This is a genomic window from Burkholderia sp. Bp8984, from assembly GCF_003853755.1.
Lineage (GTDB): Bacteria > Pseudomonadota > Gammaproteobacteria > Burkholderiales > Burkholderiaceae > Burkholderia.
Map to the genome: position 1 here is coordinate 128,554 of NZ_QTQN01000017.1, position 24,354 is coordinate 152,907.

Consider the following 24,354-nt stretch of genomic DNA (forward strand, 5'->3'; position numbering starts at 1 on the left):
TTGGCCCGGTGTTGATCTGCCGTTGACCTGCCGTTGACCCGCAGTTGACCGTTACCCCGTTTCACGAACACTGATGACGACCGCTTCCTCCCCGGCCACGCCGGACCATGACCTCGCCATCGTCGGCGCGGGCCCCGTCGGGCTCGCGCTCGCCGGCTGGCTCGCCCGACGCAGCGCGACGCAGCACGCGTCGATCGCGCTGATCGACGCGCGCGAGCCGGCCGCGAGCGCGAACGACCCGCGCGCGATCGCCGTGTCGCACGGCAGCCGCGTGCTGCTCGACACGCTCGGATGGCCGGCCGACGCAACGCCGATCGAACACATCCACGTGTCGCAGCGCGGCCATTTCGGCCGCACGCTGATCGACCGCGACGAGCACGACCTCGCCGCGCTCGGCTACGTCGTGCGCTACGGCTCGATCGTGCAGGCGCTCGCGCAGGCCGTGCGCGGCACGCGCGTCGACTGGCTCACGTCGACCACCGCACGCACGCCGCAACAGGACGCCGACGGCGTCACGCTGACGCTCGACGGCCCGCAAGGCGAGCGCACGCTGCGCGCGCGCATCGTCATCAACGCCGAAGGCGGGCTGTTCCACGAACAGCAGGCCGATACCGGCAAGCATCGCCGCGACTATGGCCAGACCGCGATCGTCGGCACGGTCACCGTCTCGGCGCCGCGCCCGAACGTCGCCTGGGAGCGCTTCACGCACGAAGGCCCGCTCGCGCTGCTGCCGCTTGGCGGTGCCGATTATTCGCTCGTGTGGTGCTGCACGCCCGACGAGGCGGCCCGCCGCGCCGCCCTTCCCGACGACGCGTTCCTGCGCGAACTCGGCGCTGCATTCGGCGAGCGGATGGGCCGATTCGTCGCGATCGCGGGGCGCGCATCGTTCCCGCTCGGATTGAACGCGGCACAGACGCTCGTCAACGGGCGCATCGCGATCGTCGGCAACGCCGCGCAAACGCTGCATCCGGTCGCCGGCCAGGGGCTGAACCTCGGGCTGCGCGATGCGCACACGCTCGTCGACGCGCTGTCCACGCAGGGCTTCGAAGCGACCGCGCTTGCCACCTTCAACGCACGGCGCGCGCTCGACCGGCGCTTCACGATCGGCGCGACGGACACGCTCGCGCGCCTGTTTACCGTCGACGCCGGCCCTCTTCCGCTGCTGCGCGGCGCGGCGCTCACCGCGCTCGAATTCGTGCCGCCGCTCAAGAAGGCGATCGCACGCCAGATGATGTTCGGCCAGCGCAACTGACACGCCGCGCGTTGCGCGCGGTCAGGCCGCGCAAACCGGGTCAAATCGGCGGGGCATGGGAATACGGTAAAATAGCTGTTTTCCCTCTGCCCTTTTTTGCCCGCGACGCCCGGCGCTCGCGGGCGGTGCCATTGCGATGCCCGTTATCGGCTCTCACGTATTGCGTAACAACCTGTTCGTCGCCCCGATGGCCGGCGTGACGGATCGTCCGTTCCGCCAGCTGTGCAAGCGGCTGGGGGCCGGGTACGCCGTGTCCGAGATGGTCGCGTCCAATGCGCAGCTGTGGAAGAGCGCGAAGACGATGCGACGGGCGAACCACGAAGGCGAGGTCGAGCCGATCGCGGTGCAGATCGCCGGCGCCGATCCGGCGATGATGGCCGAAGCGGCCCGCTACAACGTCGACAACGGCGCGCAGATCATCGACATCAACATGGGTTGCCCGGCGAAGAAGGTCTGCAACGTCGCGGCCGGCTCCGCGCTGCTGCAGAACGAGCCGCTCGTGCAGCGGATCGTCGAGGCCGTCGTCGCGGCGGTCGGCACGGGGCCGGATGCGGTGCCCGTCACGCTGAAGATCCGCACCGGCTGGGATCGCGAGCACAAGAACGCGATCACGGTCGCGCGCCTCGCCGAGGCGGCCGGCATCTCGATGCTGACCGTGCACGGCCGCACGCGCGCCGACCTCTACCGCGGCGACGCGGAATACGACACCATCGCGGCCGTGAAGGCGGCCGTGCGCATCCCGGTCGTCGCGAACGGCGACATCACGTCGCCGGCAAAAGCAAAGGCCGTGCTCGACGCCACCGGCGCCGACGCACTGATGATCGGCCGCGCCGCGCAAGGCCGGCCGTGGCTGTTCCGTGAAATCGATCATTTCCTGCAAACCGGCGAGCTGCTGCCCCCGCCGCGGATCGACGAGATCCAGCACGTGATGAACGAACACCTGGAAGACCACTACGCGTTCTATGGTGAATTCACGGGCGTCCGTACTGCGCGCAAGCACATCGGCTGGTACACTCGCGGCCTTTCCGGTGCCAACGGGTTCCGGCACAGGATGAACACGCTCGATTCCACCCGCGAGCAACTCGCCGCCGTCAATGCATTCTTCGAGGCGCAAAAGGCGCTGTCGGACCACCTCGTCTACGTCGATGACGAAGAGGAAAACGGCCAGGGCGAGTCGGACGACCATAACCAGTTAGCAGCATGAGCAAGCACAACATCGAACAATGTGTCCGCGAGAGCCTGGACGTGTATTTCCGGGATCTAGACGGCTCCAATCCGCACGACGTCTATGAAATGGTGATGTCCTGCGTCGAAAAGCCGATGCTCGAGGTCGTGCTCGTACAGGCCGGCGGCAACCAGTCGCTCGCCGCGGAGTACCTCGGCATCAATCGCAATACGCTGCGCAAGAAGCTGCAGCAGCACGGCCTGCTGTAGGCGGCCGTCCCGTCCCCGTTTCCCTGGCTATTGGTGGTTCCATCATGATCAAGCAAGCGCTCATTTCCGTTTCCGACAAGACCGGCATCGTCGACTTCGCGAAGTCGCTGTCCGACCTCGGCGTCAAACTCCTGTCGACCGGCGGCACCGCGAAACTCCTCGCCGACGCGGGCCTGCCCGTGACCGAAGTCGCTGACTACACGGGCTTCCCGGAAATGCTCGATGGGCGCGTGAAGACGCTCCACCCGAAGGTGCACGGCGGCATCCTCGCCCGCCGCGACCTGCCCGAGCACATGCAGGCGCTGGAGCAGCACGGCATCCCGACGATCGACCTGCTGGTCGTGAACCTGTACCCGTTCGTCGCGACGATCGCGAAGGACGACTGCACGCTCGCCGACGCGATCGAGAACATCGACATCGGCGGCCCGACGATGCTGCGCTCGGCCGCGAAGAACCACCGCGACGTGACGGTCGTCGTCGACCCGGCCGACTACGCGGTCGTGCTCGACGAAATGAAGGCGAACGGCAACGCGATCGGCTATGCGACCAACTTCCGCCTCGCGACCAAGGTGTTCGCGCACACCGCGCAATACGACGGCGCGATCACGAATTACCTGACGAGCCTGACCGACGAGCTGCAGCACGCATCGCGCAGCGCATACCCGGCCACGCTGAACATGGCGTTCGACAAGGTGCAGGACCTGCGCTACGGCGAGAACCCGCACCAGAGCGCGGCGTTCTACCGCGACCTCGCGGCGCCGGCCGGCGCACTGGCGAACTACCGCCAGCTGCAGGGCAAGGAACTGTCGTACAACAACATCGCGGATTCGGACGCGGCGTGGGAATGCGTGAAGACGTTCGACGCGCCGGCCTGCGTGATCATCAAGCACGCGAACCCGTGCGGCGTCGCGGTCGGCAACGATTCGGCCGACGCGTACGCGAAGGCATTCCAGACCGACCCGACGTCGGCGTTCGGCGGCATCATCGCGTTCAACCGCGAAGTCGACGAGACGGCCGCGCAGGCGGTGGCCAAGCAGTTCGTCGAAGTGCTGATCGCGCCGTCGTTCACGGACGCCGCGAAGCAGGTGTTCGCCGCGAAGCAGAACGTGCGCCTGCTCGAAATCGCGCTCGGCGACGGCCATAACGCGTTCGACCTGAAGCGCGTGGGCGGCGGCCTGCTCGTGCAGTCGCTCGATTCGAAGAACGTGCAGCCGAGCGAGCTGCGCGTCGTCACGAAGCGTCAACCGACCGCGAAGGAAATGGACGACCTGCTGTTCGCATGGCGCGTCGCGAAGTACGTGAAGTCGAACGCGATCGTGTTCTGCGGCAACGGCATGACGCTCGGCGTCGGCGCAGGCCAGATGAGCCGCGTCGATTCGGCACGCATCGCGAGCATCAAGGCGCAGAACGCGGGCCTCACGCTGGCCGGTTCGGCCGTCGCGTCGGATGCGTTCTTCCCGTTCCGCGACGGTCTCGACGTCGTCGTGGCGGCAGGCGCGACCTGCGTGATCCAGCCGGGCGGCTCGATGCGCGACGACGAAGTGATCGCGGCGGCCGACGAGCACGGCATCGCAATGATCCTGACGGGCGTGCGCCACTTCCGTCACTGATCGCACGCGGCCCGCGCGGCCGCCGCACGAAAACCCGGCGGCATCATACCCGCCGGGTTTTTTATTGCGCGGCGCCGGCGCACGCAGCCACGCGGCCGGCCCCGCGCACCATTCGTTGTAGTATCGCGGCATCAGGTTTTTCTCCTCACTCATGCGAATTCTCGGCATCGACCCCGGCCTGCGCGTCACCGGCTTCGGCGTCATCGACGTCAGCGGCCACCGGCTCGCCTATGTCGCAAGCGGCGTGATCCGCACGCCTACGGCTGACCTGGCTACCCGGCTCGGCACGATCTTCCAGGGCGTATCGACGCTCGTGCGCGAACACGCGCCCGACCAGGCCGCGATCGAACAGGTGTTCGTGAACGTGAACCCGCAGTCGACGCTGCTGCTCGGCCAGGCGCGCGGTGCCGCGATCTGCGGGCTCGTCTCCGGCGGCCTGCCGGTGGCGGAATACACCGCGCTGCAACTGAAGCAGGCGGTCGTCGGTTACGGCCGCGCGACCAAGTCGCAGATGCAGGAGATGGTCACGAGACTGCTCAACCTGACCGGCCAGCCTGGCAGCGACGCAGCCGACGCGCTCGGGATGGCGATCTGCCACGCGCACAGCGGCAATACGCTCGGCACGATCGGCGGCCTCGCGCCGGCGCTCGCGAAAAGGGGGCTGCGCGTGCGGCGCGGACGGCTCGTCGGCTGACGCGACGGCACGCGTCCCCTCGGCGCGGCGCGCGGCTACCCGCGTCGCGCGCATTGCGCCTGCCACCGCCCTGCCTGCCTGATCGCCCCGCGTCGCGCGGCGCCCCGACCTGACGGCCAACCCATCGGCATCGCGCCGCACCTGCGCTACACTCGCGCTTTCTTCCTCGCATCCCGCCATCCATGATCGGTCGCATCGCCGGCATCCTGCTCGAAAAGAATCCGCCTCACCTGCTCGTCGACTGCAACGGCGTCGGTTACGAAATCGACGTGCCGATGAGCACCTTCTACAACCTGCCGCAAACGGGCGAGCGCGTCGTGCTGCTCACGCAGCAGATCGTGCGCGAGGACGCGCACCTGCTGTACGGCTTCCTGACGCCGCAGGAGCGCACGACCTTCCGCGAACTGCTGAAGATCACCGGCATCGGCGCGCGCATGGCGCTGGCCGTGCTGTCCGGCATGAGCGTGCAGGAGCTCGCGCAGGCGGTGACGATGCAGGACGCCGCGCGCCTCACGCGCCTGCCCGGCATCGGCAAGAAGACCGCCGAGCGCCTGCTGCTCGAGCTGAAGGGCAAGCTCGGCGCGGACCTCGGCGCACTCGCCGGCGCCGCGTCCCAGTCCGACCACGCGACCGACATCCTCAACGCGCTGCTCGCGCTCGGCTATTCGGAAAAGGAAGGCCTCGCCGCGATCAAGAACGTGCCGGCCGGCACCGGCGTGTCCGAAGGCATCAAACTCGCGCTCAAGGCACTGTCGAAGGTGTAACGGCCGCCCGAGCCGGCTGTCGGAGCCAGTGTCGCGCCGTCGCGCGGCACGCGCCAGTCGGCCGTTCGGCCAGTTCGGCCGCGCGACGGCGCGCGGTACAATGGCCGCATGATTGAAACCGACAAACTCGCCGCCGAGCGGATCATCGCCGCCACGCCCGCCTCGTCGCACGAGGAGGTGTTCGAACGCGCGCTGCGGCCGCGCCAGCTCGACGACTACGTCGGCCAGGAAAAGGTGCGCGGCCAGCTTGAGATCTTCATCGAGGCCGCGAAGCGCCGCGCCGAGCCGCTCGACCACGTGCTGCTGTTCGGGCCGCCCGGCCTCGGCAAGACCACCCTCGCGCACATCATCGCGCGCGAGATGGGCGTAAACCTGCGCCAGACGTCGGGCCCCGTGCTCGAACGCGCGGGCGATCTCGCCGCGCTGCTGACCAACCTCGAAGCGAACGACGTGCTGTTCATCGACGAGATCCACCGGCTGTCGCCGGTCGTCGAGGAAATCCTGTATCCGGCGCTCGAGGATTACCAGATCGACATCATGATCGGCGAAGGACCGGCCGCGCGCAGCGTGAAGCTCGACCTGCAGCCGTTCACGCTGGTCGGCGCGACCACGCGCGCGGGGATGCTGACCAACCCGCTGCGCGATCGCTTCGGGATCGTCGCGCGCCTCGAGTTCTACGATGCCGAGCAATTGTCGCGCATCGTGCGGCGCTCGGCGTCGCTGCTGAACGCGCAGATCGATCCGAACGGCGCGCTGGAGATCGCGAAGCGCTCGCGCGGCACGCCGCGGATCGCGAACCGGCTGCTGCGCCGCGTGCGCGACTATGCGGAAGTGAAGGCCGACGGCCAGATCACCGCGGCCGTCGCCGACGCCGCACTCGCGATGCTCGACGTCGACCCGGTCGGCTTCGACCTGATGGACCGCAAGCTGCTCGAGGCGATCCTGCACAAGTTCGACGGCGGCCCGGTCGGCATCGACAACCTCGCGGCTGCGATCGGCGAGGAGCGCGACACGATCGAGGACGTACTCGAACCGTACCTGATCCAGCAGGGCTTCCTGCAGCGCACGCCGCGCGGGCGCGTCGCGACGCTGCTCACGTACCGCCACTTCGGGCTCTCCGCGCCCGACGCCGGCAACCCCGAACGCGGGATGTGGGATACCGCCGACGGGAAGTAACCCGCTGCCCGCGCCAAGCTCGCCATGACCACGCCGCCCAGCCCGCACCCCGCCCCGCCCACACCGGGCCCGCGCTGGGTCGAACCGATCCGCAAGCGGCTCGTGGCCGGCATCACGCACCTGACGACGGGCGGCGGCGGTCCGTCGATCGATCTCTCGTCGCCGCCTGGAGACCCGGGGCTGTTCGGCCCCGACGCGATCTGCTGGCGCGTGCATGCCGATTTCACGTCGATGATGACGGGCGGCATTGCCGCGCTACTGCTGCAGGCGCTCCATCCGCTCGCGCTCGCGGGCGTCTGGGATCACTCGTCGTTTCGCACCGACATCCTCGGCCGCTTGCGGCGCACCGCCACGTTCATCACGGGCACGACGTTCGGCAGCCGCGCGGACGCACTCGCGCTCATCGAGCGCGTGAAAACGATCCACGCGCGCATATCGGGCACTGCGCCCGACGGCCGGCCGTATCGAGCCGACGATCCGGCGTTGCTGACGTGGGTGCATGTCGCGGAAGTTTCGAGCTTCCTCGCCGCGCATTTGCGCTATGTGAATCCGTCGCTGTCGGGCGAGCTGCAGGACGGCTACTACGCGGAAACGGCATTGATCGCGGAGTTGCTCGGCGCCCGGGATGTGCCCCGTTCACGCGCCGAGGTAGCGGCCTATTTCGCGCGCATGCAGCCCGAACTCGAAGCCGGGCCGCACACCTTCGAGGTCATGGACATCCTGTTGAACGTGCCGGTCGCAACGCCCGCGCTGCGGCCAGCCGCGTCGCTGATCATGCATGCGGGAATCGACCTGCTGCCGCCCTGGGCGCAGCGCATGCTCGACGTGTCGACGTTCGCGCCGCTGCGACGCGCGGTGGTCCGGCCCGGTGTGCGGGCAGTCGCGCCCGTGCTGCGCTGGGCGCTCGTCAACGGCGCGTCGAAGCGCGCACGCCGCCGCGCAACCGCGACACCGCCCGACGGCACCCCGCCCGCCTGACGATCTGCTTCTTCCGCCGGGCGAAGCCGGTACGACCGGATCAGAGTACCTTGCGATACCCGTCGTCGTCGCTCGCGGCGTCGAGGTGCGACACGTCGGCCCATTGCACGACCTGTGCGCGACCATCGACGTAATCGACGACGTTGATGCTCGTGTTGAGCAGCTGATAGCTGCGCGGCGCCGACAGGTCGATACCGTTGGCGAAGCGGTACACGCAGTCGAGCACGCCGCCGTGTGCGACACACGCGATCCGGCCGCCCGGATGCGCGGCGACGATCGGCTCGAGCGCATGCAGCACGCGATGATAGAACTCGCGCTGCGACTCGCCGCCGTCGGGCGCGAAGCCCGGGTCGCGCGTCTGCCACGCGGCGTAGGCGTCCGGAAACAGCGTCTCGATCTCGGTGCTGTCATGCCCCTGGAACACGCCGTACGCGCGTTCGCGCAGCCCTTCGCGCAACTGCAGCGGCAGCCCGAGCGCATCGGCAAAGGGTTGCGCGGTTTGTTGCGCGCGCATCAGGTCGCTCGAATAGATCGCGTCGATCCGCTGTCCTTCGCGCGCGTCCCGCGCGAGCCGGACGGCCAGCCGCTGCGCCTGCGCGAGCCCCGTGTCGGCCAGTGGAATGTCGATATGGCCCTGGATGCGCTTGATGCGGTTCCAGGCCGTCTCGCCATGGCGAATGAAGAGAATCTGCGTGGTGGCCATCGCGGCGCGTCTCCGGGAATGAATCAGGGCCGCACTTGCAGCCAGAACGTCACGGGGCCGTCGTTGACGAGCGACACCTGCATGTCGGCGCCGAACTCGCCCGTCTCGACGACCGGATGACGCTCGCGCGCGGCCGCGACGAAATAGTCGAACAGGCGCGCGCCTTCGTCGGGCGGCGCGGCCGGCGTGAAGCTCGGCCGCAGCCCGCTGTTGGTATCGGCCGCGAGCGTGAACTGCGACACGAGGAGCAGGCCGCCGGCGCCGCCCGCGCCGTCGATGTTCGACACCGGCAGGTTCATCTTGCCCGCCTCATCGCTGAACACGCGATAGCCGAGCAGCTTCGCGAGCAGCTTGTCGGCCGCGGCCTCGGTGTCGCCACGCTCCGCGCAGACGAGCGCGAGCAGCCCTGCGCCGATCTCGCCCATCGTACGGTCGCCGACGCGCACGTCGGCGCGCTTCACGCGCTGGATCAGCGCGATCATGCGGTCAGCGTGACGCGCGCGAAGCGGCGCTTGCCGACCTGGACGACGAACTCGCCGGCCTCGACCTTCAGTCCCTTGTCGGAGACGGTCGCGCCGTCGATCTTCACGCCGCCCTGCTCGATGTTGCGCAGCGCTTCGCTCGTCGACGGCACGAGGCCCGCCTGCTTCAGCAGCTGGCCGATCGCGAGCGGCGCGCCCGCGAGCGTGACCGACGGGATGTCGTCCGGCACGCCGCCCTTCGCGCGGTGGTTGAAGTCCTCCAGCGCACGCTCGGCATCGGCCTGCGAGTGGAAGCGCGCGACGATTTCCTGCGCGAGCAGCACCTTGAAGTCGCGCGGGTTGCGGCCGCCTTCGGCGTCGCGCTTGAAGCCCGCGATTTCTTCGATGCTGCGGAACGACAGCAGCTCGAAGTAACGCCACATCAGCGTGTCCGAGATGCTCATCAGCTTGCCGAACATGTCGGTCGGCTTCTCGCTGATGCCGACGTAGTTGCCCTTCGACTTCGACATCTTCTCGACGCCGTCGAGGCCTTCGAGCAGCGGCATCGTGAGAATGCACTGCTGTTCCTGGCCGTACTGCTTCTGCAGTTCGCGGCCGACCAGCAGGTTGAACTTCTGGTCGGTGCCACCGAGCTCGAGGTCGGCGTTCAGCGCGACCGAGTCGTAGCCCTGCATCAGCGGGTACAGGAATTCGTGGATCGAGATCGGCACGCCGCCCTGGAAGCGCTTCGTGAAATCCTCGCGCTCGAGGATCCGCGCGACCGTGTAGCGCGACGCGAGTTTGATCATCCCGTCCGCGCCGAGCGGCATCGACCATTCGCTGTTGTAGCGGATTTCGGTCTTGGCGCGGTCGAGCACGAGCGCAGCCTGCTCGAAGTAGGTCTTCGCGTTCGATTCGATCTGCTCGCGCGTGAGCGGCGGGCGCGTCGCGTTGCGGCCCGACGGGTCGCCGATCAGCGACGTGAAATCGCCGATCAGGAAGATCACCGTGTGGCCGAGGTCCTGCAGCTGACGCATCTTGTTCAGCACGACCGTATGGCCGATGTGGATGTCGGGTGCGGTCGGGTCGAGGCCGAGCTTGATGCGCAACGGCGTGCCGGTGGCCGCGCTGCGCGCGAGCTTCTGCGCGAACTCTTCCTCGATCAGCAGTTCGTCGACGCCGCGCTTCGTGACGGCGAGCGCATGGCGGACTTCGTCGGTGATCGGGAAAACAGGCTTGGAACTGGGTTCGGTGCTCATCGGGGCCAGGAAGAATGTCGCAAAGACAGGGATTTTCCCATAACTTGCGCGTGCATCGCTTAACGACGCGTCAGGTTGCGCGGATAATCGGGCGCAAGGCGCGTGGCACCGGCCCGCGCCGCTCGATCCAGGAGGACCCAACGTGCCGCAACGACATCCGCAACCCGCCCATCCGGCCGACGGCATCTACTTCGGGCTGATGTCGGGAACCAGCATGGACGGCGTCGACGGCGTCGCCGTGCGTTTCGAGACCGGCCGCGCGCCGGTCGTGCTCGCGGAAGCGTTCGTCGGCTTCGCCCAATCGCTGCGCGACGCGCTGTTCGCGCTGCAGCAGCCCGGCGACAACGAGATCGACCGCGAATCGGTCGCGGCGAATGCGCTCGTCGCGCGCTATGCGGTGTGCTGTCACGAGCTGCAGCGCACGGCCGGCCTGTCGCGCGACGAGATCCGCGCGATCGGCGTGCACGGCCAGACGGTCCGGCACCGTCCCGAGCGCGGCTACACGCGCCAGCTCAACAATCCGGCGCTGCTCGCCGAGCTCACCCATCTCGACGTGATCGCCGATTTCCGCAGCCGCGACGTCGCGGCCGGCGGCCACGGCGCGCCGCTCGCGCCGGCGTTCCACGCGACGGTGTTCGGCGCGCCGGGCGAGACGCGGGTCGTCTGCAACCTCGGCGGCATCAGCAACATCACGATCCTGCCCGGCGAAGGCGGCGACGTGCGCGGCTTCGACTGCGGGCCCGCGAACGCGTTGCTCGACGAATGGGCGACGCGCCATCTCGGCAAGCCCTACGACGACGGCGGCAAGTTCGCCGCGCGCGGTACCGTGCACGCGGCGCTGCTCGACGCGCTGCTCGACGAACCCTACTTCGTCGCGCCGCCGCCGAAAAGCACCGGCCGCGACCTGTTCAATCCCGCGTGGCTCCACGCGAAGCTCGCCGCGTTCACGCAGGTCGCGCCGGAAGACGTGCAGGCGACGCTGACGGCACTCACCGCCGTCTCGGTCGCGCGCGAGATCGCCCTGCACGCGGCCGGCTGCAAGGCCGTGTTCGTCTGCGGCGGCGGCGCCCGCAACCCGGTGCTGCTCGATGCGCTCCGGCATGCACTGCACGAGGCCGGCGTGCCGGCGACGGTGGAGACGACGGCCGCACTCGGCGTGCCGCCGCAGCAGGTCGAGGCGCTCGCGTTCGCGTGGCTCGCGTACCGCTTCACCGCGCGCCAGCCCGGCAATCTCGCGAGCGTGACGGGGGCCGCGGGCGAGCGCGTGCTCGGCGCACTTTATCCGCGCTGATACGAGAAAACGACGAAACGAGCGGGAGCCCCGATGCGGCGCGTCCGGGACGCGCCGAGAGGCCGCCCGCGCGGTTCGTCGCGTACAACGGATGCAAAAAAAAACGGGGCATCAAGCCCCGTTTTTCATTCCGGCGAACCGGACAGGATCCGTCGTGCGTTCAGACCGAGAACGACGAGCCGCACCCGCAGGTGGTCGTGGCGTTCGGGTTCTTGATCACGAACTGGGCGCCGTTGAGGTCGTCCTTGTAGTCGATCTCGGCGCCGACCAGGTACTGGTAGCTCATCGAGTCGATCAGGAGCTGGACGCCGTTCTTGTTCATCACGGTGTCGTCCTCGTTGACTTCCTCGTCGAACGTGAAGCCATACTGGAAGCCCGAGCAGCCGCCACCCTGCACGAACACGCGCAGCTTCAGGTCGGGATTGCCCTCTTCGTCGATCAGTTGCTTGACCTTGTCGGCCGCGGCGTCGGTGAAGACGAACGGTGCCGGCATTTCGGTGGTCGTTGCTGCGGATTCGGTAACAGCGTTCATGCGAACTCTCCAAAAAGCTTTAGCCGCTATTGTAGGGCCGATCAGAAGATCGTGCTGATGTCCATGAAATCAATAGGTTCTTGTTGATTTCAGTAAAGGAAACCGCCCGCGGGGCGCCGCCGCGCGGGCATAAAAAAACCGCCAGCGCGAAAACTGGCGGTTTTTCCGGCGGACGCCGCCCGGAAGCGGCGCGGCCATGAAGCGGAATTAACGCTTCGAGAACTGCTTTGCGCGACGTGCCTTGCGCAGACCAACCTTCTTACGCTCGACTTCACGTGCATCGCGCGTGACGAAGCCTGCGTTCGACAGCGACGGCTTCAGCGTTGCATCGTAGTCGATCAGCGCGCGGGTGATGCCGTGACGCACTGCGCCTGCCTGACCCGTTTCGCCGCCGCCGTTGACGTTGACCTTGATGTCGAACGTCTGGCCGTGGTTCGTGAGTTCCAGCGGTTGACGCACGATCATCAGCGACGTTTCGCGCGAGAAGTAGTCGGCGATGGGCTTGCCGTTGACGATGATGTCGCCCTTGCCAGCCTTGATGAAGACACGTGCGACTGCGCTCTTGCGGCGGCCCGTACCGTAGTTCCAGTTACCGATCATGTGGGCTCCCCTTAGATCTCGAGCGCCTTCGGCTGTTGAGCCGAATGCGGATGCGTAGCTTCAGCGTAGACCTTCAGCTTCTTGATCATCGCGTAGCCGAGCGGGCCCTTCGGCAGCATGCCCTTGACCGCCTTCTCGAGCGCACGGCCCGGGAAGCGTTCTTGCATCTTGCCGAACGTCGTTTCATAGATACCGCCCGGGTAGCCCGAGTGACGGTAGTACTTCTTGTCCAGAGTCTTGTTGCCCGTGACCTTCAACTTGCTCGCGTTGATGATGATGATGAAATCACCAGTGTCGACGTGCGGGGTGAACTCAGGCTTGTGCTTGCCGCGCAGACGGCGTGCCACTTCGCTGGCAACACGGCCGAGAACCTTATCCGTCGCGTCAATCACGTACCATTCGCGCGTCACCTCATGGGCTTTTGCGGAAAACGTCTTCATGATCGATCCAAAAAAAATGCTTTGCCCGATGTGTTCTTCCTGCTTGTCTGTGTGCGCTTCGAGGCGCGGTGCAGGCTCTCCCTGTTCTTTTTCCGTGGGCATGAATGCGGAAAAGCCCTGAATTATAAAGGAAATACCGCAGCGCGGTCAAAGAGAATCCACGCCCCGTGCCGGCGGCGCCCGAAATGGGCCAAAATCCGGTCGTGCCCCGATACACCAGGCGAACCGAGCGCCTGGGGCGGCACCCATCGACGCGCGGCACCTGACCTTGCCGCGCCAGACCGGCCGATCACGGAAAACAACAAACAAGCATGATGAAACAACGACTTACGCCCTTTCTCGCGGCCGCGCTGCTGGCCGCCGCGGCGCCCGCCGTCGCCGCCCGGGCCGGCTGCGAGGCCAAGCTCGACGCTCTCGACGCCCGCATCGCCGATGCCCGCCACGCCCATGCCGAAGATCGCATCGCCCGCCTGCGCGCGGTGCGCGAACGCGTGCGCCACTTCTGCGCGCGTGGTCATGGCCATGCATCGGCCGCACACGTTCCGGCCCCTGCCGCCCGTTCGACGGACACGCCGCCCGGCGCGGCATCGCAGCCAGCCGCGCGGCGGCCGGCGTAAACGGGAGTCAATGACGGATATCGACGCGCGCAAACTGCGCGCCGATGCTTGCATGGGACGAAAAAAAGCCCGAACGGCTGGTTCGGGCTTAATCCACCTTAGGAGGAGGGTGGAGGAGACATGCGGAGGTTGCCGCAGCGCGACAACCAATGAGGCTCATTATACGAATGCGTCGCCGACTTCACAAGAAAATTTGCATTACGAAATCCAACACCATAATGCGGAATCCGGTAAGCCTCACGCGATGAATGGATTTTCCCTTTTAAAATCAATTAACTGGGAAGAAAGCGCGCAGCCGGAAGCCCGCCACGCCTAGAGTAAAACCCCTAACGACAGCAGGGAAATCGCCGTTCGGCGCCCCGCCGGGCACCGCACGCGGCGGCATGGCGTGGCGCGTCGTGCAGCGCATCAGCCGAGCGAAGCGCTGCGGGCTACAATGCCGGATCGAATCCGAATCAGGCAACGCTGGAGTGCAAGCATGGAATGCAAAGTAAGCTGGATGGGTCAGGACGGCATGGCGTTTTCCGCCCAGACCGGGAGCGGGCACCTCGTCGCGATGGACGGCGCGCCGGAAGGCGGCGGCCACAACCTCGCGCCGCGCCCGATGGAAATGGTGCTGGTCGGTACCGGCGGCTGCACCGCGTACGACGTCGTGCTGATCCTGAAGAAGAGCCGCCAGGAAGTCACCGGCTGCTCGGTCACGCTGAAGGCCGAACGCGCGAGCGAAGATCCGAAAGTGTTCACGAAGGTCCACTTCCACTTCACCGTCACCGGCCGCAACCTGAACCCGGCCACGGTCGAGCGCGCGATCAACCTGTCGCACGACAAGTACTGCTCCGCGTCGATCATGATCGCGAAGACCGCCGAACTCACGCATTCGTTCGACATCGTCGCCGACTGAACGCACGGCGGCCACGCATGAAAAAAAGGGCCGGCGCTCCTGACGGAGCGCCGGCCCTTTCGCATTCGAACGGCAAAGCAGGCCGATAAGCCGGATTCTGTGCACGCTGCACGCCGAAGCGCGCGGCGCGTGGCAGCCATTCCTCTAGGCGCGCCATTGCTGACGCGCTCAAGCTTCCTACCCGCAGACGAGACGGGGGCCCCGTCCTGCATCCGAAAATGCGCGCCTGCCTACTTGGAATTGCTCCGGGTGGAGGTTACCGTGCCGGCGAACGTCGCCGTCGCCGCGGTGCGCTCTTACCGCACCGTTTCACCCTTACCTGATCCCGGCTTGCGCCGGGCCATCGGCGGTTTGCTTTCTGTTGCCCTGTTCCGCGTGTCGCCACGGATGGCCGTTAGCCATCACCCTGCCCTGTGGAGTCCGGACTTTCCTCGCCCCCGCCTGCCCGAAGGCGGCGAGGCCGCGACTGCCTGGCCTGCTTTGCGACGCGCATTCTAGCACTGTGCGCCGCCGCCGGCAGCGCGCGAGCGGCGGCCGCTGCGGAAAACCGCCGGATCGTCGTAGAACGCGGGCGCGGCATTCGCTTCGCACCAGCCCGGCACGCCGAGCACCGGCAGCGGCGCGAAATCGCGGCTCGTCAGGTCGCGGGTCGCGAGCTCGCCGGCGATCCGCGCATCGACATGCGCGGCACGCTGCGCGTCAGGCCACGAAAAATAGTCGTCGCCCACTTCGACGATCCATGCGTGCGCGGTGCACGACTTGTAGGGCGCGACGAGCTTCTCGAGCAGCGCATGGCCGACGAGCCGCGCCTCGCAGCGCGTGCCCCACGCGTCGCGCGCCGCCACCAGCAGCTGCTGCCAGCTGAAGCCGCGCAGCGCATCGGCGAGCGTGCGGTCGGCCGTCACGAACAGCGCGGCATTTTCGTCGAACAGCGTCAGCGCATCGCGCAGCGTGCCGCGCACCGGCCCGACGCCGCCCGCGACATCGATCGCCGCGGCCTGGCGTGCGTTCAGCGCAGCCTTGGTGCGCGGATACGCGAACCAGACGAGCGCATTGAAGAAGTCGTGAAGATTGTGGCGGGTCGGGACGCCGCGGTGTCGGCGATATGGGTTTCGTATGCGATGCCGGGCGGCAGCTCGGCCTGCGGCACGAAGCGCAGCGGCTTGCCGCGGCCGCTGACACGGGCATCACCGCGCAGCGCGCCGTTCAGTGCGTCGAGCAGCGCGGCCTCGCCGGCGAGCGCGGCCGCCTGAAGCGTGCGGCCCGGTTCCGCGTAACGCGCGAGCCACGGCGCGGACCAGTCGATCCGCGCGAACGCCGCCGCGCCGCCGCCGGCCGCGTGGCCGGCCGCGCGCGGCGGCGTGCCGGTCACGCGAACTTCCAGCCGATCGATTCGCCGGCGCGCAGCGGCACGACCGGCGTATCGCCCGCGAACACCTCGCGCGGCAGTTCCCAGGTCTCGCGGCGCAGCGTGATCGTCTCGGTGCTGTGCGGCAGCCCGTAGAAATCGGCGCCGAAGCGGCTCGCGAAATTTTCCAGCTTGTCGAGCGCGCCCGCCTTGTCGAACGCTTCCGCATACAGCTCGAGCGCGTGCAGCGCCGTGTAGCAGCCCGCGCAGCCGCACGCGGTTTCCTTCGCGTCGCGTGCGTGCGGCGCGCTGTCGGTGCCGAGGAAGAAGCGCGGGTTGCCCGACGTCGCGGCTTCGACGAGCGCGACGCGGTGCGTTTCACGCTTCAGCACCGGCAGGCAGTAGTAATGCGGGCGGATCCCGCCGACGAACAGCGCGTTGCGGCTGTACAGCATGTGCTGCGGCGTGATCGTCGCGCCGAGCAGGCCCGGCGCCGCATCGGCGTCGCGCACGTAGTCGGCCGCGTCCTTCGTGGTGATGTGCTCGAACACCACCTTCAGGCCGGGGAAATCGCGGCGCAGCGGCGTCATCACGCGGTCGATGAACACCTTCTCGCGATCGAACATGTCGATCGCCGGGTCGGTCACCTCGCCGTGCACGAGCAGCGGCATGCCAGTTTCCTGCATGACCTCGAGCGTCTTCGCGCACTTCGCGAGATCGCTGACGCCGTGGTCGGAGTTCGTCGTCGCGCCGGCCGGATACAGCTTCACGCCGTGCACGAAGCCGCTGTCGCGCGCACGGCGGATTTCGTCGGGCGACGTGTTGTCGGTCAGGTACAGCGTCATCAGCGGCTCGAACGCCATGCCCGCCGGCAGCGCGGCCAGGATTCGCTCGCGATAGGCCTGCGCTTGCGCGGTGGTCGTGACGGGCGGCTTCAGGTTCGGCATGACGATCGCGCGGGCGAACTGGCGCGCCGTGTGCGGCAGCACCGCGGCCAGCATGTCGCCGTCGCGCAGGTGCAGGTGCAGGTCGTCGGGACGGGCGAGCGTGAGCGTCGCCGGAGAGGAAGCGTTCGAGGCAGTCATAGGAGGCGTCGTGAGGAACGGGCTGGCCATCTGCGGGGCCGGAACGCGCGTGCGCGGGCCGACTGACGGCAAACCGCAACACGGGGCCTTCGGCCGGCGGAATCCGCTTTTTACCGCTCAAGGCTCGGTGATATGCTAGAAGCCACATTGTACCGGGGTTCACCCGGTTGGTTACCCTGCTTCCGCCCCCGCCCCAAGTAAAATGTGCCAACTCCTAGGAATGAACTGCGCCGCGCCGACGGACGTCACATTCTCCTTCACAGGTTTCGCGGCCCGGGGCGGCCTCACCGATCACCATGCCGACGGCTGGGGGATCGCGTTCTTCGAGGACAAGGCCTGCCGCCTCTTCGTCGACCACCAGGCATCGGCCACGTCGCCGCTCGCCGAAATGGTCAAGCGCTACCCGATCAAGTCCAAGAACACGATCGCGCACATCCGCAAGGCCACGCAAGGCCACATCCTGCTCGAGAACAGCCACCCGTTCATGCGCGAGCTGTGGGGGCGGCACTGGATCTTCGCGCATAACGGCGATCTGCAGGAGTACGAACCCGATCTCGACGGCAGCGTCTACCACCCGGTCGGCACCACCGACAGCGAGAAGGCGTTCTGCGTGCTGATGCAGGGGCTGCGCGAAGCGTTCCCCGGCGCGCAGCCGCCGTTGCCGGAGCTGTTCGAGCGCGTCGGCGAGCTGACGCGCGACATCACCGATCACGGCGTGTTCAACTTCCTGATGTCGAACGGCCAGGCTCTCTTCGCGCACTGCTCGACGCGGCTGCACTACCTCGTGCGGCGCTGGCCGTTCTCGACCGCGCATCTGGTCGACGAAGACCTGTCGATCGACTTCGCGAAATACACGACGCCCGAGGATCGCGTCGCGGTGATCGCCACGCAGCCGCTGACCGACAACGAAATCTGGACCTCGTTCGAACCGGGCGAGCTGATCATGTTCCAGTGCGGCGACGTCGCCGCGCGGATGCAGATCCCGGTGCCCGAGTGCGTGCTCGAGAAACTGCGCAACCCGGCGCTCGACGCGTCGGCGTCCGCGCCGTGCGGTATGCAGCACGCCGCACTCGCGGCCGGCGCCGACGACGATTCCGACGACTCGATCGATTTCTGAGCGCGCCGCGCCGCCGCCGGGCGCGCGCTTCATGCGTTGCGCTGTTCCGCCAGCGTCGCGGCCCGGCGATCCCGCGTCATGCCCGGATCGTCGAACCACGCATCCGGCGCCCGGCATCCGCCGATGATTGCCCGCATTGAAAATCTCCCCCGACAACTCCATTCAGGCTGCCATTTCAAGCACGCGTGCGTCGCCACACGACATTCACTTTTATTTAATTAATTTTCAAGTGAAAATGATTAACCGTCGAAACAAATAAAATAAGATATTCGAAACCGGATAATCCGGAATCCTCAGCTTAAAGCAAAATCCCCACGCCTATCGTGCGCCAGCCTACCGAACCGGCGCTTCCGCATGTTCTATAAAAAATCCACCAAGCCCTTACCCACAAAGGCTTTCAGTTCGATTACCCACACAACTCAGAAATACCACTCAATACCGTTACCATCCCCACATTTCCCGATTTTTTGAAAATCGCCCGCTCCGCCAATTAGTAGACTCGCTCCATCTTCGGTGTAACGAAACCCGACCGGCGCGTCATGCAGCCACGGCTGCCGCATGTCCATTCGCGTCACGCGGCACCGTGGAATGCGCATTCGCCGCATGCGGCGAATAACACGTCAAAACAAGAAAGAGGGCATGTCGTGAATCACTCATTTCGATCGATCTGGAGCGACGCCGCCGGCTGCTGGGTCGCGGTCGCGGAAACGACACGGGCGCGCGGCAAGCGTTCAGGCCGCGAATCGGGCGCAAGCCGCCGCGCCGGCCGCACGGCGATGCGCCGCTCGCCGCTGCGCGTCGCCGCGCTCGGTGCCGCGCTGGCTGCGCTGTCGGCCGGCTCCGCGTACGCGTCGAGCTGCGGCGACGGTTCGGCGGTCGCGAGCGGCGGCAGCTGCGCGCTCGGCAGCGTCAGCCCGACCGTGAACGACAACCTGGCCGGCGCCACGACCGTGTCCGGCGGCGACGCGGTCGGCGTGACGGGCGCATGGACGGCGCAGAACAGCGGCGACGCCGGCTACACGCGCATCCCGTTCGGCACGACGACGATCGTGTCGGGAAATCCGGATCAGCCGCTGGTGTCGCTCGGCGGCAAGACGCAAAACATCGGCACGCCCGACACGATCACGGGCACCCATACGTCGGTCGCCACCTACGACTCGTCCGCGTTCTCCGCGTCGACGGTCGGCACGACCGACGTGCACGTCTACCGCGACGTCAACGGCGACCAGTACGTGAACACGCGGATCGGCACCGTCGACCGCTCCGGCGGCACGCTGAACGTGTCGATCGGCAATCCCGCCAACGCGCCCGGCTCGGCCGGCAACGCAATCACGATGGCCGCGAAGCAGACGGACCTCACCGTCGCGGACGGGACGGGCGCCACCCCGAGCGTCGTCAACTGGAATTCGCGCAACCAGGTCTGGTTCACCACCGGCGACTACCTCGCGAGCGGCGGCTCCGTCGGCAACCTCCAGCTCGACGTGCCGGCCTATGCGGGCACTTTCACCGCGTTCGACGGCAGCACGTGGACCGTCAGCGACGCCGCGTCGCTCGCCGCCTACAACGACTTCCTCGTGCGTTCGGTCCGGAGCGGCGCGCTCGGCTCGCAGGCCGCGTACGACACCGCGTTCGGCCAGGCCGTCACGTTCTCGAAGGAGACCTTCCAGTACGCGAACAACGTGTCCGCCGGCGACAAGAACACGCTGCCGATCGATCACCTGTCGGCAATGCACGGCACCGGCGCGAACGCGACGCTGCAGATCGGCAAGGACGGCCAGATCGACTTCCGCGGCACCAACACGATCGCATCGAGTTCGGCCGTCCTCGCGGAAAACGGCGCGCACTTCGTCAACGACGGCCGCCTGTCGGGCGATTTCACGCTGGTGCGCCTGCTGAGCGGCGCGAGCGGCGTCAACAATGGCGTGATCTCGTCCGGCTACGCGTCCGGCGACAATTTCGACACGAGCAGCGGCACGCCGCCCGACAACTTCGGGTTCCATGCGTACACCGAGGGCAACGGCGTGTACGCGAACGGCTCGGGCACCTCGTTCGTCAACCACGGCGTGATGAACGTCGGCGCGTGGACGCTCGCCGGCGACCGCCCCGACCTGCAGAACTACGCGGTGGCCGTGACGGGCGGCGCGAACGCGTCGAACGCCGGCACGATCAACGTCGGCGTCAACGCGACGACGCTCGACAGCCAGGTGATCGGCGGCTTCGCGGCGGGCGGCACCTTCACGAACGCGGCCGGCGGCACGATCTATCTCGGCCGCGCGGCCCAGTACGGGCCGGGGGCGGCGGCCAACGATGTCGCGCTGTCCGCGCATGCGTACGGGATCCTGCTCGGCGCGTCGGGCACCGCCAGCAACCTCGGCTCGATCGTGATCGGCTCGCAGACGCAGAACGGCGCCGGGATGGCGAGCATCGGTTCGTCGTCCGGCACGCTGCGCAACGCGGGCACGATCGTCGTGAACGGCGCGGCGCCCGGCACGCCGTTCGCCAACGTCGGCATGCTCGCGGCCAACACGGCCGCGACCGTGACCAACACCGGCACGATCACGCTGAACGGCGTGAACGGCATCGGCATCATGGTGGTCGGCACCGGCTCGACCGCGACGGCCGCAACGTCGACCGGCACGATCAACGTGGCCGGCGGGCTCGATCCGGCATCGGACACGCGCAACTACGGCGTGTGGGCCGAAGGGCCGCGCGCGAAGGCCACGGTCGACGGCGCGCTCAACCTGACGGGCACCGGTGCGATCGGCGTCCATGCGCGCTCGGGCGCGACGATCAACGTCGACGCGAACGCGGTGCCCCACTTCATGTCGGGCACGAACCAGATCGGCTTCTATGCGTATGGCGCAGGCTCGAAGATCAACGTCGCCGCGCAGCACCTGAGCGTCGATACCGACGATTCGACGCTGTTCCGCATGGCGGGCGGCGCGGCCTATACGGGGGCATCGGCCGCCGGCACGCTGACGACGGACGTCAACGGCCAGCGCGCGCGCGGCGTGCTCGCGACCGGTGCCGGCACGACGCTGTCCACCGGCCACGCCACCTACAACGTCAACGGCGCGAACGGCATCGCGGTTGCAGTCGAAGGCGGCGCGAAGGGCACGATCGACTCGGGCGCGACCATCAACCTGAATGCGGCCGGCGCGATCGCGGGCGTCGTCGACGGCCAGGCGCACGACCTCGCCGGCGCGAATGCCGGCGCACCGGTCGCGACGACGCTGACCAACGATGCCGCGGTCACCTCGTCGACCGCGGGCGTGACGGGTTTCGTCGCGCAGAACCTCGGCACGCTCGATAACCGCGACACGGTGCTGCTGAGCGGCGCAGGCTCGACGGGCGTCGTGGTCGGCACGCTCGGCACCGTGAACAACGCGTCGGCGATCCGCGTGGCCAACGGCACCGGCGCGCTCGTGCAGGGCGCGTCGGCGACGCTTGCCAACGCGGGCACGATCGAGGCCGACGACGGCGTCGCGGGCGTGCACCTGACCGGCGCGGGTGCGTCGGTCGCGCTGTCGGGCGCGGGCACCGTCGTCGCGAACGGCAGTGCCGACGGCGTGCTGATCGACTCGACCGTCTCGAACGGCGGGATCGCGGCCGGCGCGACGTCGATCGCGGCGGGCGGCGCCGGCAAGGGCCTCGACAACCTCGGCACGAACACGACGATCGCGCTGTCGGGCACGCAGATCGGCACGACCGGCAATGGCGCCGACGGGCTGTCGTCGACGGGCACGGGCGCACGCATCGCGACCGACGCGGCGACCGTCGTACGCACCGCCGGCGACAACGCACGCGGCCTCTTCGTGACGGGCGCGGATTCGACGCTGGCGGCCGACGGCACGACCGTCGCGACGACCGGCGCCGGCGCGCATGCGATCGTCGCGGGCAGCGGCGCGACCGTGTGGCTGTCGGGCACGAAGGTCTCTGCGGCGGGCGTGGCAGCCGACGGTCTCGTCGCGCGCAACGGCGGCCGTATCGGCGACACGGGTTCGTCGCTCGCGAGCGCGGCCGGCAACGGCGCGACCGTCGACGGCGGCGGCGTGCTCGCGCTGACGGGCACGACGCTCAAGGGCGCGACGGCCGGCGTCATGAGCACGGACACGCTCGCGACCGGCGCGACGAGCTCGGTGCGCGTCGACGGCGGCAGCGTCGCGTCCGTCACCGGGCCGGCGTTCGCCGCACGCGGCGGCACCGTCGACATCGCGGTGCGCAACGGCACCGTCGTGACGGCCGGCAACGGCACGCTGCTGGACCTCGCGAACGGCAGCACCGCGACCTTCAACGCATCGGCCGTGAATCTCGCGGGCGACATCGTGTCGGACGCGTCGAGCACCGGCAACGTGTTCCTGACGAACGGCACGACCCTGACCGGCACGATCGACCCGGTCGCGCTGAGCGTCGACGGCTCGAGCACGTGGCACATGACCGGCAGCTCCGTGCTGAGCAGCCTGAACAACGCGGGCCTGGTCGCGTTCGCCGCACCGTCCGGTTCGCCGACGGCGGCCGCCAGCTACCGGACCCTGACGACCGGCAGCTACGTCGGCAACGGCGGCACGATCGCGCTGAACACCTACCTCGGCGCCGACGCATCGCCGACCGACCGGCTGATCGTGAACGGCGGCACCGCGAGCGGCACGACCGGGCTGAAAATCGCGAACACGGCCGGCACCGGCGCGCAGACGAAGGGCGACGGGATTCCGGTGGTCGTCACGGCCAACGGCGGCACGACTACCGCGTCGGCGTTCCATCTCGCGGGCCCCGTACAGGCCGGCGCGTACGAATACCGTCTCTACCGCGGCGGACAGGGCGATGCGAACGGCTGGTACCTGCGCTCGCAACTGGACCCGACGGACCCCGGCGATCCGGTCGGCCCGTCCGTCATCGAGGGCGGCGACAACGGCGGCAATCTCGCGTACCGTCCTGGCGTCGCGGGTTATGCGATGACGCCGCTGCTGAACGCCGACTACGGCTTCTCGACGCTCGGCAAGCTGCACGAGCGCGTCGGCGACATCTACAACCTCGAGAAGCAGGCGCCGGGCAACCGCGACGGCGTGTGGGGCCGCATCGGCGGACAGAGCCTCGACGCGAACGCGGGCCGCTTCGCGGCCGACGAGCGCACGTTCTTCGCGCAGTTCGGCAAGGACTGGACGCTCGACCAGGCGCCCGCCGGCGGCAGCACGCATGCGGGCGTGACGGCGAGCATCGGGGTCGCGAACGCGAGCTTCAGCGACACGGCACGCGCCGACACGGCCGGGCTGTCGACGTCGACGGGCTCGGTCGAGATGCACGCGCAGAGCGTCGGCGGCTACTGGACACGCTACCTGTCCGACGGCACCTACTTCGACAGCGTCGGCCAGGTCACGCACTACGGCAACCGCTATCGCGACAGCTACGGCAACGAGGCCTCGCAGAACGGCTTCGGCATCGCGCTGTCGCAGGAGGTCGGCAAGCCGTTCGGGATCGGCGGCACGCCGATCGCGGTCGAGCCGCAGGCGCAGCTGATGTACCAGTACCTGAAGCTGAACGGGTTCAACGACAACGTATCGGCCGTGTCGGGCACGACGACCCACGCGCTGCGCGGACGCGTCGGCGTGCGCGTCTTCCGGCCGAACCTCGACGCGAACGCGGGCGGCGGCGCCGCGACACCGTACTTCACGGCCGACGTGCTGCACGACTTCCTGTCGCCGGGACTGACCGTCGTCGGCGGCACGCCGTTCGCGACGCACCTGGGCCGCACCTGGTACGAGCTCGGCCTTGGCGTGACCGCGGGCTTCGGCAAGTCGGGCGCGTTGTACGCGAACGTGAAATATGCGCGCAACATCGGCGGCGATTACCGGCGCGGCGTGACCGGGCAGGTCGGCTACCGCTACAGCTGGTAACGCCCGACGCGGCAACCCGTCCGCTGCCATCGGCGGGCGACGGGCAGCCCGCGAAAAAAAACCGCCCGGTGTTCAGCCGGGCGGTTTTTTCATCGGCGTGCATGCGGCGCACGCGCTGCACGAACGCTCAGTGCAGGATTTTCGCGAGGAAGTCCTTCGCGCGGTCCGACTTCGGATTCGAGAAGAAATCGTCCTTGCGGT

20 protein-coding genes, 1 other RNA gene and 1 pseudogene are annotated in these 24,354 nt (G+C 68.1%); 13 read left to right on the forward strand and 9 right to left on the reverse strand.

The features are described 5' to 3' along the window. Window positions 1–73 precede the first annotated feature (73 nt). From DID98_RS18890 to DID98_RS18925, 8 genes are all read left to right on the forward strand, one after another. Window positions 74–1,252: a UbiH/UbiF/VisC/COQ6 family ubiquinone biosynthesis hydroxylase gene (locus DID98_RS18890; RefSeq protein WP_124487988.1), complete on the forward strand. Its 1,179-nt coding sequence runs from the start codon at window positions 74–76 to the stop codon at window positions 1,250–1,252. 136 nt (window positions 1,253–1,388) lie between these two features. Further along, a complete protein-coding gene (gene dusB / locus DID98_RS18895; protein ID WP_006751898.1) occupies window positions 1,389–2,456 on the forward strand; it encodes a tRNA dihydrouridine synthase DusB in 1,068 nt (355 codons plus the stop codon). Continuing rightward, the gene (locus DID98_RS18900; RefSeq protein WP_006476892.1) at window positions 2,453–2,686 is read left to right on the forward strand and encodes a Fis family transcriptional regulator; all 234 of its coding nucleotides are present in this window, start codon (window positions 2,453–2,455) and stop codon (window positions 2,684–2,686) included. Before dusB ends, DID98_RS18900 begins: the two co-directional genes overlap by 4 nt. 44 nt (window positions 2,687–2,730) lie before the next feature. Next, window positions 2,731–4,296, forward strand: a complete 1,566-nt coding sequence (purH, locus tag DID98_RS18905) for a bifunctional phosphoribosylaminoimidazolecarboxamide formyltransferase/IMP cyclohydrolase (RefSeq protein WP_044848279.1) — start codon at window positions 2,731–2,733, stop codon at window positions 4,294–4,296. A 151-nt stretch (window positions 4,297–4,447) separates the two neighbouring features. Beyond that, on the forward strand, window positions 4,448–4,990 hold the full coding sequence (gene ruvC / locus DID98_RS18910; protein ID WP_044848280.1) for a crossover junction endodeoxyribonuclease RuvC: 543 nt from the start codon (window positions 4,448–4,450) through the stop codon (window positions 4,988–4,990). A gap of 182 nt (window positions 4,991–5,172) precedes the next feature. Beyond that, complete coding sequence (gene ruvA / locus DID98_RS18915) at window positions 5,173–5,754, forward strand: Holliday junction branch migration protein RuvA (protein WP_044848281.1); 582 nt, start codon at window positions 5,173–5,175, stop codon at window positions 5,752–5,754. A 108-nt stretch (window positions 5,755–5,862) separates the two neighbouring features. After that, window positions 5,863–6,930 carry a Holliday junction branch migration DNA helicase RuvB gene (gene ruvB, locus DID98_RS18920; RefSeq protein ID WP_044848282.1) on the forward strand — a complete coding sequence of 356 codons (1,068 nt, stop codon included), beginning with the start codon at window positions 5,863–5,865 and terminating at the stop codon, window positions 6,928–6,930. A 24-nt stretch (window positions 6,931–6,954) separates the two neighbouring features. Then, window positions 6,955–7,908, forward strand: coding sequence for an oxygenase MpaB family protein (locus DID98_RS18925; protein ID WP_044848283.1), 954 nt, complete (start codon window positions 6,955–6,957; stop codon window positions 7,906–7,908). A gap of 40 nt (window positions 7,909–7,948) precedes the next feature. On the opposite strand, the gene DID98_RS18930 is transcribed toward DID98_RS18925, so the two are convergent. From DID98_RS18930 to tyrS, 3 genes are read right to left on the reverse strand one after another with little or no spacing between them, the layout of a single operon-like run. Further along, window positions 7,949–8,611, reverse strand: a complete 663-nt coding sequence (locus DID98_RS18930) for a histidine phosphatase family protein (RefSeq protein ID WP_124487989.1) — start codon at window positions 8,609–8,611, stop codon at window positions 7,949–7,951. Window positions 8,612–8,634: 23 nt separating this feature from the next. After that, window positions 8,635–9,093 carry a D-aminoacyl-tRNA deacylase gene (dtd, locus tag DID98_RS18935; protein ID WP_124571199.1) on the reverse strand — a complete coding sequence of 153 codons (459 nt, stop codon included), beginning with the start codon at window positions 9,091–9,093 and terminating at the stop codon, window positions 8,635–8,637. Further along, window positions 9,090–10,331: a tyrosine--tRNA ligase gene (gene tyrS, locus DID98_RS18940; protein WP_044848285.1), complete on the reverse strand. Its 1,242-nt coding sequence runs from the start codon at window positions 10,329–10,331 to the stop codon at window positions 9,090–9,092. Before tyrS ends, dtd begins: the two co-directional genes overlap by 4 nt. Window positions 10,332–10,473: 142 nt before the next feature. Between tyrS and DID98_RS18945 the strand changes: the two genes are divergently transcribed. After that, a complete protein-coding gene (locus DID98_RS18945; protein ID WP_124571200.1) occupies window positions 10,474–11,622 on the forward strand; it encodes an anhydro-N-acetylmuramic acid kinase in 1,149 nt (382 codons plus the stop codon). Window positions 11,623–11,782: 160 nt separating this feature from the next. On the opposite strand, the gene erpA is transcribed toward DID98_RS18945, so the two are convergent. The 3 genes from erpA to rplM all read right to left on the reverse strand — a co-directional run bounded on the left by erpA (window position 11,783) and on the right by rplM (window position 13,194). Continuing rightward, window positions 11,783–12,154 (reverse strand): iron-sulfur cluster insertion protein ErpA, encoded by a 372-nt coding sequence (gene erpA / locus DID98_RS18950; protein ID WP_006401687.1) that lies wholly within the window; start codon window positions 12,152–12,154, stop codon window positions 11,783–11,785. A 207-nt stretch (window positions 12,155–12,361) separates the two neighbouring features. Further along, window positions 12,362–12,754: a 30S ribosomal protein S9 gene (gene rpsI / locus DID98_RS18955; protein WP_011883283.1), complete on the reverse strand. Its 393-nt coding sequence runs from the start codon at window positions 12,752–12,754 to the stop codon at window positions 12,362–12,364. Between the two features lie 11 nt (window positions 12,755–12,765). Further along, on the reverse strand, window positions 12,766–13,194 hold the full coding sequence (gene rplM / locus DID98_RS18960; RefSeq protein WP_009687896.1) for a 50S ribosomal protein L13: 429 nt from the start codon (window positions 13,192–13,194) through the stop codon (window positions 12,766–12,768). Between the two features lie 311 nt (window positions 13,195–13,505). Here rplM and DID98_RS18965 point away from each other — a divergent pair, with 311 nt between their 5' ends. Together DID98_RS18965 and DID98_RS18975 are read left to right on the forward strand one after the other, a co-directional pair. Further along, window positions 13,506–13,811, forward strand: coding sequence for a DUF1090 family protein (locus DID98_RS18965; protein ID WP_124487992.1), 306 nt, complete (start codon window positions 13,506–13,508; stop codon window positions 13,809–13,811). 436 nt (window positions 13,812–14,247) lie between these two features. After that, the gene (locus tag DID98_RS18975) at window positions 14,248–14,712 is read left to right on the forward strand and encodes an OsmC family protein (RefSeq protein ID WP_072465471.1); all 465 of its coding nucleotides are present in this window, start codon (window positions 14,248–14,250) and stop codon (window positions 14,710–14,712) included. A 70-nt stretch (window positions 14,713–14,782) separates the two neighbouring features. On the opposite strand, the gene rnpB is transcribed toward DID98_RS18975, so the two are convergent. The 3 genes and pseudogenes from rnpB to pyrC all read right to left on the reverse strand — a co-directional run bounded on the left by rnpB (window position 14,783) and on the right by pyrC (window position 17,145). Further along, window positions 14,783–15,194: RNase P RNA component class A (rnpB, locus tag DID98_RS18980), an RNA gene on the reverse strand. Between the two features lie 12 nt (window positions 15,195–15,206). Continuing rightward, window positions 15,207–16,084: pseudogene (locus DID98_RS18985) on the reverse strand (DUF3025 domain-containing protein). Continuing rightward, window positions 16,081–17,145, reverse strand: coding sequence for a dihydroorotase (pyrC, locus tag DID98_RS18990; RefSeq protein WP_044848289.1), 1,065 nt, complete (start codon window positions 17,143–17,145; stop codon window positions 16,081–16,083). The pseudogene DID98_RS18985 and the gene pyrC overlap by 4 nt, the downstream one beginning before the upstream one ends. Window positions 17,146–17,347: 202 nt before the next feature. Between pyrC and DID98_RS18995 the strand changes: the two genes are divergently transcribed. Continuing rightward, window positions 17,348–18,262, forward strand: a complete 915-nt coding sequence (locus DID98_RS18995; RefSeq protein WP_124571201.1) for a class II glutamine amidotransferase — start codon at window positions 17,348–17,350, stop codon at window positions 18,260–18,262. 644 nt (window positions 18,263–18,906) lie between these two features. Then, complete coding sequence (locus DID98_RS19000; protein ID WP_124571202.1) at window positions 18,907–24,153, forward strand: autotransporter outer membrane beta-barrel domain-containing protein; 5,247 nt, start codon at window positions 18,907–18,909, stop codon at window positions 24,151–24,153. The last annotated feature ends 201 nt before the right edge of the window (window positions 24,154–24,354 follow it).

What these genes read in the sequence shown, in the direction of transcription:
- DID98_RS18900 (WP_006476892.1), top strand. Translation starts at nt 2,453, where the DNA reads ATGAGCAAGCACAACATCGAACAATGTGTCCGCGAGAGCCTGGACGTG.
- pyrC (WP_044848289.1), bottom strand. Translation starts at nt 17,145, where the DNA reads ATGACTGCCTCGAACGCTTCCTCTCCGGCGACGCTCACGCTCGCCCGT.
- ruvB (WP_044848282.1), top strand. Translation starts at nt 5,863, where the DNA reads ATGATTGAAACCGACAAACTCGCCGCCGAGCGGATCATCGCCGCCACG.
- DID98_RS18925 (WP_044848283.1), top strand. Translation starts at nt 6,955, where the DNA reads ATGACCACGCCGCCCAGCCCGCACCCCGCCCCGCCCACACCGGGCCCG.
- tyrS (WP_044848285.1), bottom strand. Translation starts at nt 10,331, where the DNA reads ATGAGCACCGAACCCAGTTCCAAGCCTGTTTTCCCGATCACCGACGAA.
- DID98_RS18975 (WP_072465471.1), top strand. Translation starts at nt 14,248, where the DNA reads ATGCCGGATCGAATCCGAATCAGGCAACGCTGGAGTGCAAGCATGGAA.
- dusB (WP_006751898.1), top strand. Translation starts at nt 1,389, where the DNA reads ATGCCCGTTATCGGCTCTCACGTATTGCGTAACAACCTGTTCGTCGCC.
- purH (WP_044848279.1), top strand. Translation starts at nt 2,731, where the DNA reads ATGATCAAGCAAGCGCTCATTTCCGTTTCCGACAAGACCGGCATCGTC.
- DID98_RS18930 (WP_124487989.1), bottom strand. Translation starts at nt 8,611, where the DNA reads ATGGCCACCACGCAGATTCTCTTCATTCGCCATGGCGAGACGGCCTGG.
- DID98_RS18890 (WP_124487988.1), top strand. Translation starts at nt 74, where the DNA reads ATGACGACCGCTTCCTCCCCGGCCACGCCGGACCATGACCTCGCCATC.
- erpA (WP_006401687.1), bottom strand. Translation starts at nt 12,154, where the DNA reads ATGAACGCTGTTACCGAATCCGCAGCAACGACCACCGAAATGCCGGCA.
- rplM (WP_009687896.1), bottom strand. Translation starts at nt 13,194, where the DNA reads ATGAAGACGTTTTCCGCAAAAGCCCATGAGGTGACGCGCGAATGGTAC.
- rpsI (WP_011883283.1), bottom strand. Translation starts at nt 12,754, where the DNA reads ATGATCGGTAACTGGAACTACGGTACGGGCCGCCGCAAGAGCGCAGTC.
- DID98_RS18965 (WP_124487992.1), top strand. Translation starts at nt 13,506, where the DNA reads ATGATGAAACAACGACTTACGCCCTTTCTCGCGGCCGCGCTGCTGGCC.
- DID98_RS18995 (WP_124571201.1), top strand. Translation starts at nt 17,348, where the DNA reads ATGTGCCAACTCCTAGGAATGAACTGCGCCGCGCCGACGGACGTCACA.
- ruvC (WP_044848280.1), top strand. Translation starts at nt 4,448, where the DNA reads ATGCGAATTCTCGGCATCGACCCCGGCCTGCGCGTCACCGGCTTCGGC.
- dtd (WP_124571199.1), bottom strand. Translation starts at nt 9,093, where the DNA reads ATGATCGCGCTGATCCAGCGCGTGAAGCGCGCCGACGTGCGCGTCGGC.
- ruvA (WP_044848281.1), top strand. Translation starts at nt 5,173, where the DNA reads ATGATCGGTCGCATCGCCGGCATCCTGCTCGAAAAGAATCCGCCTCAC.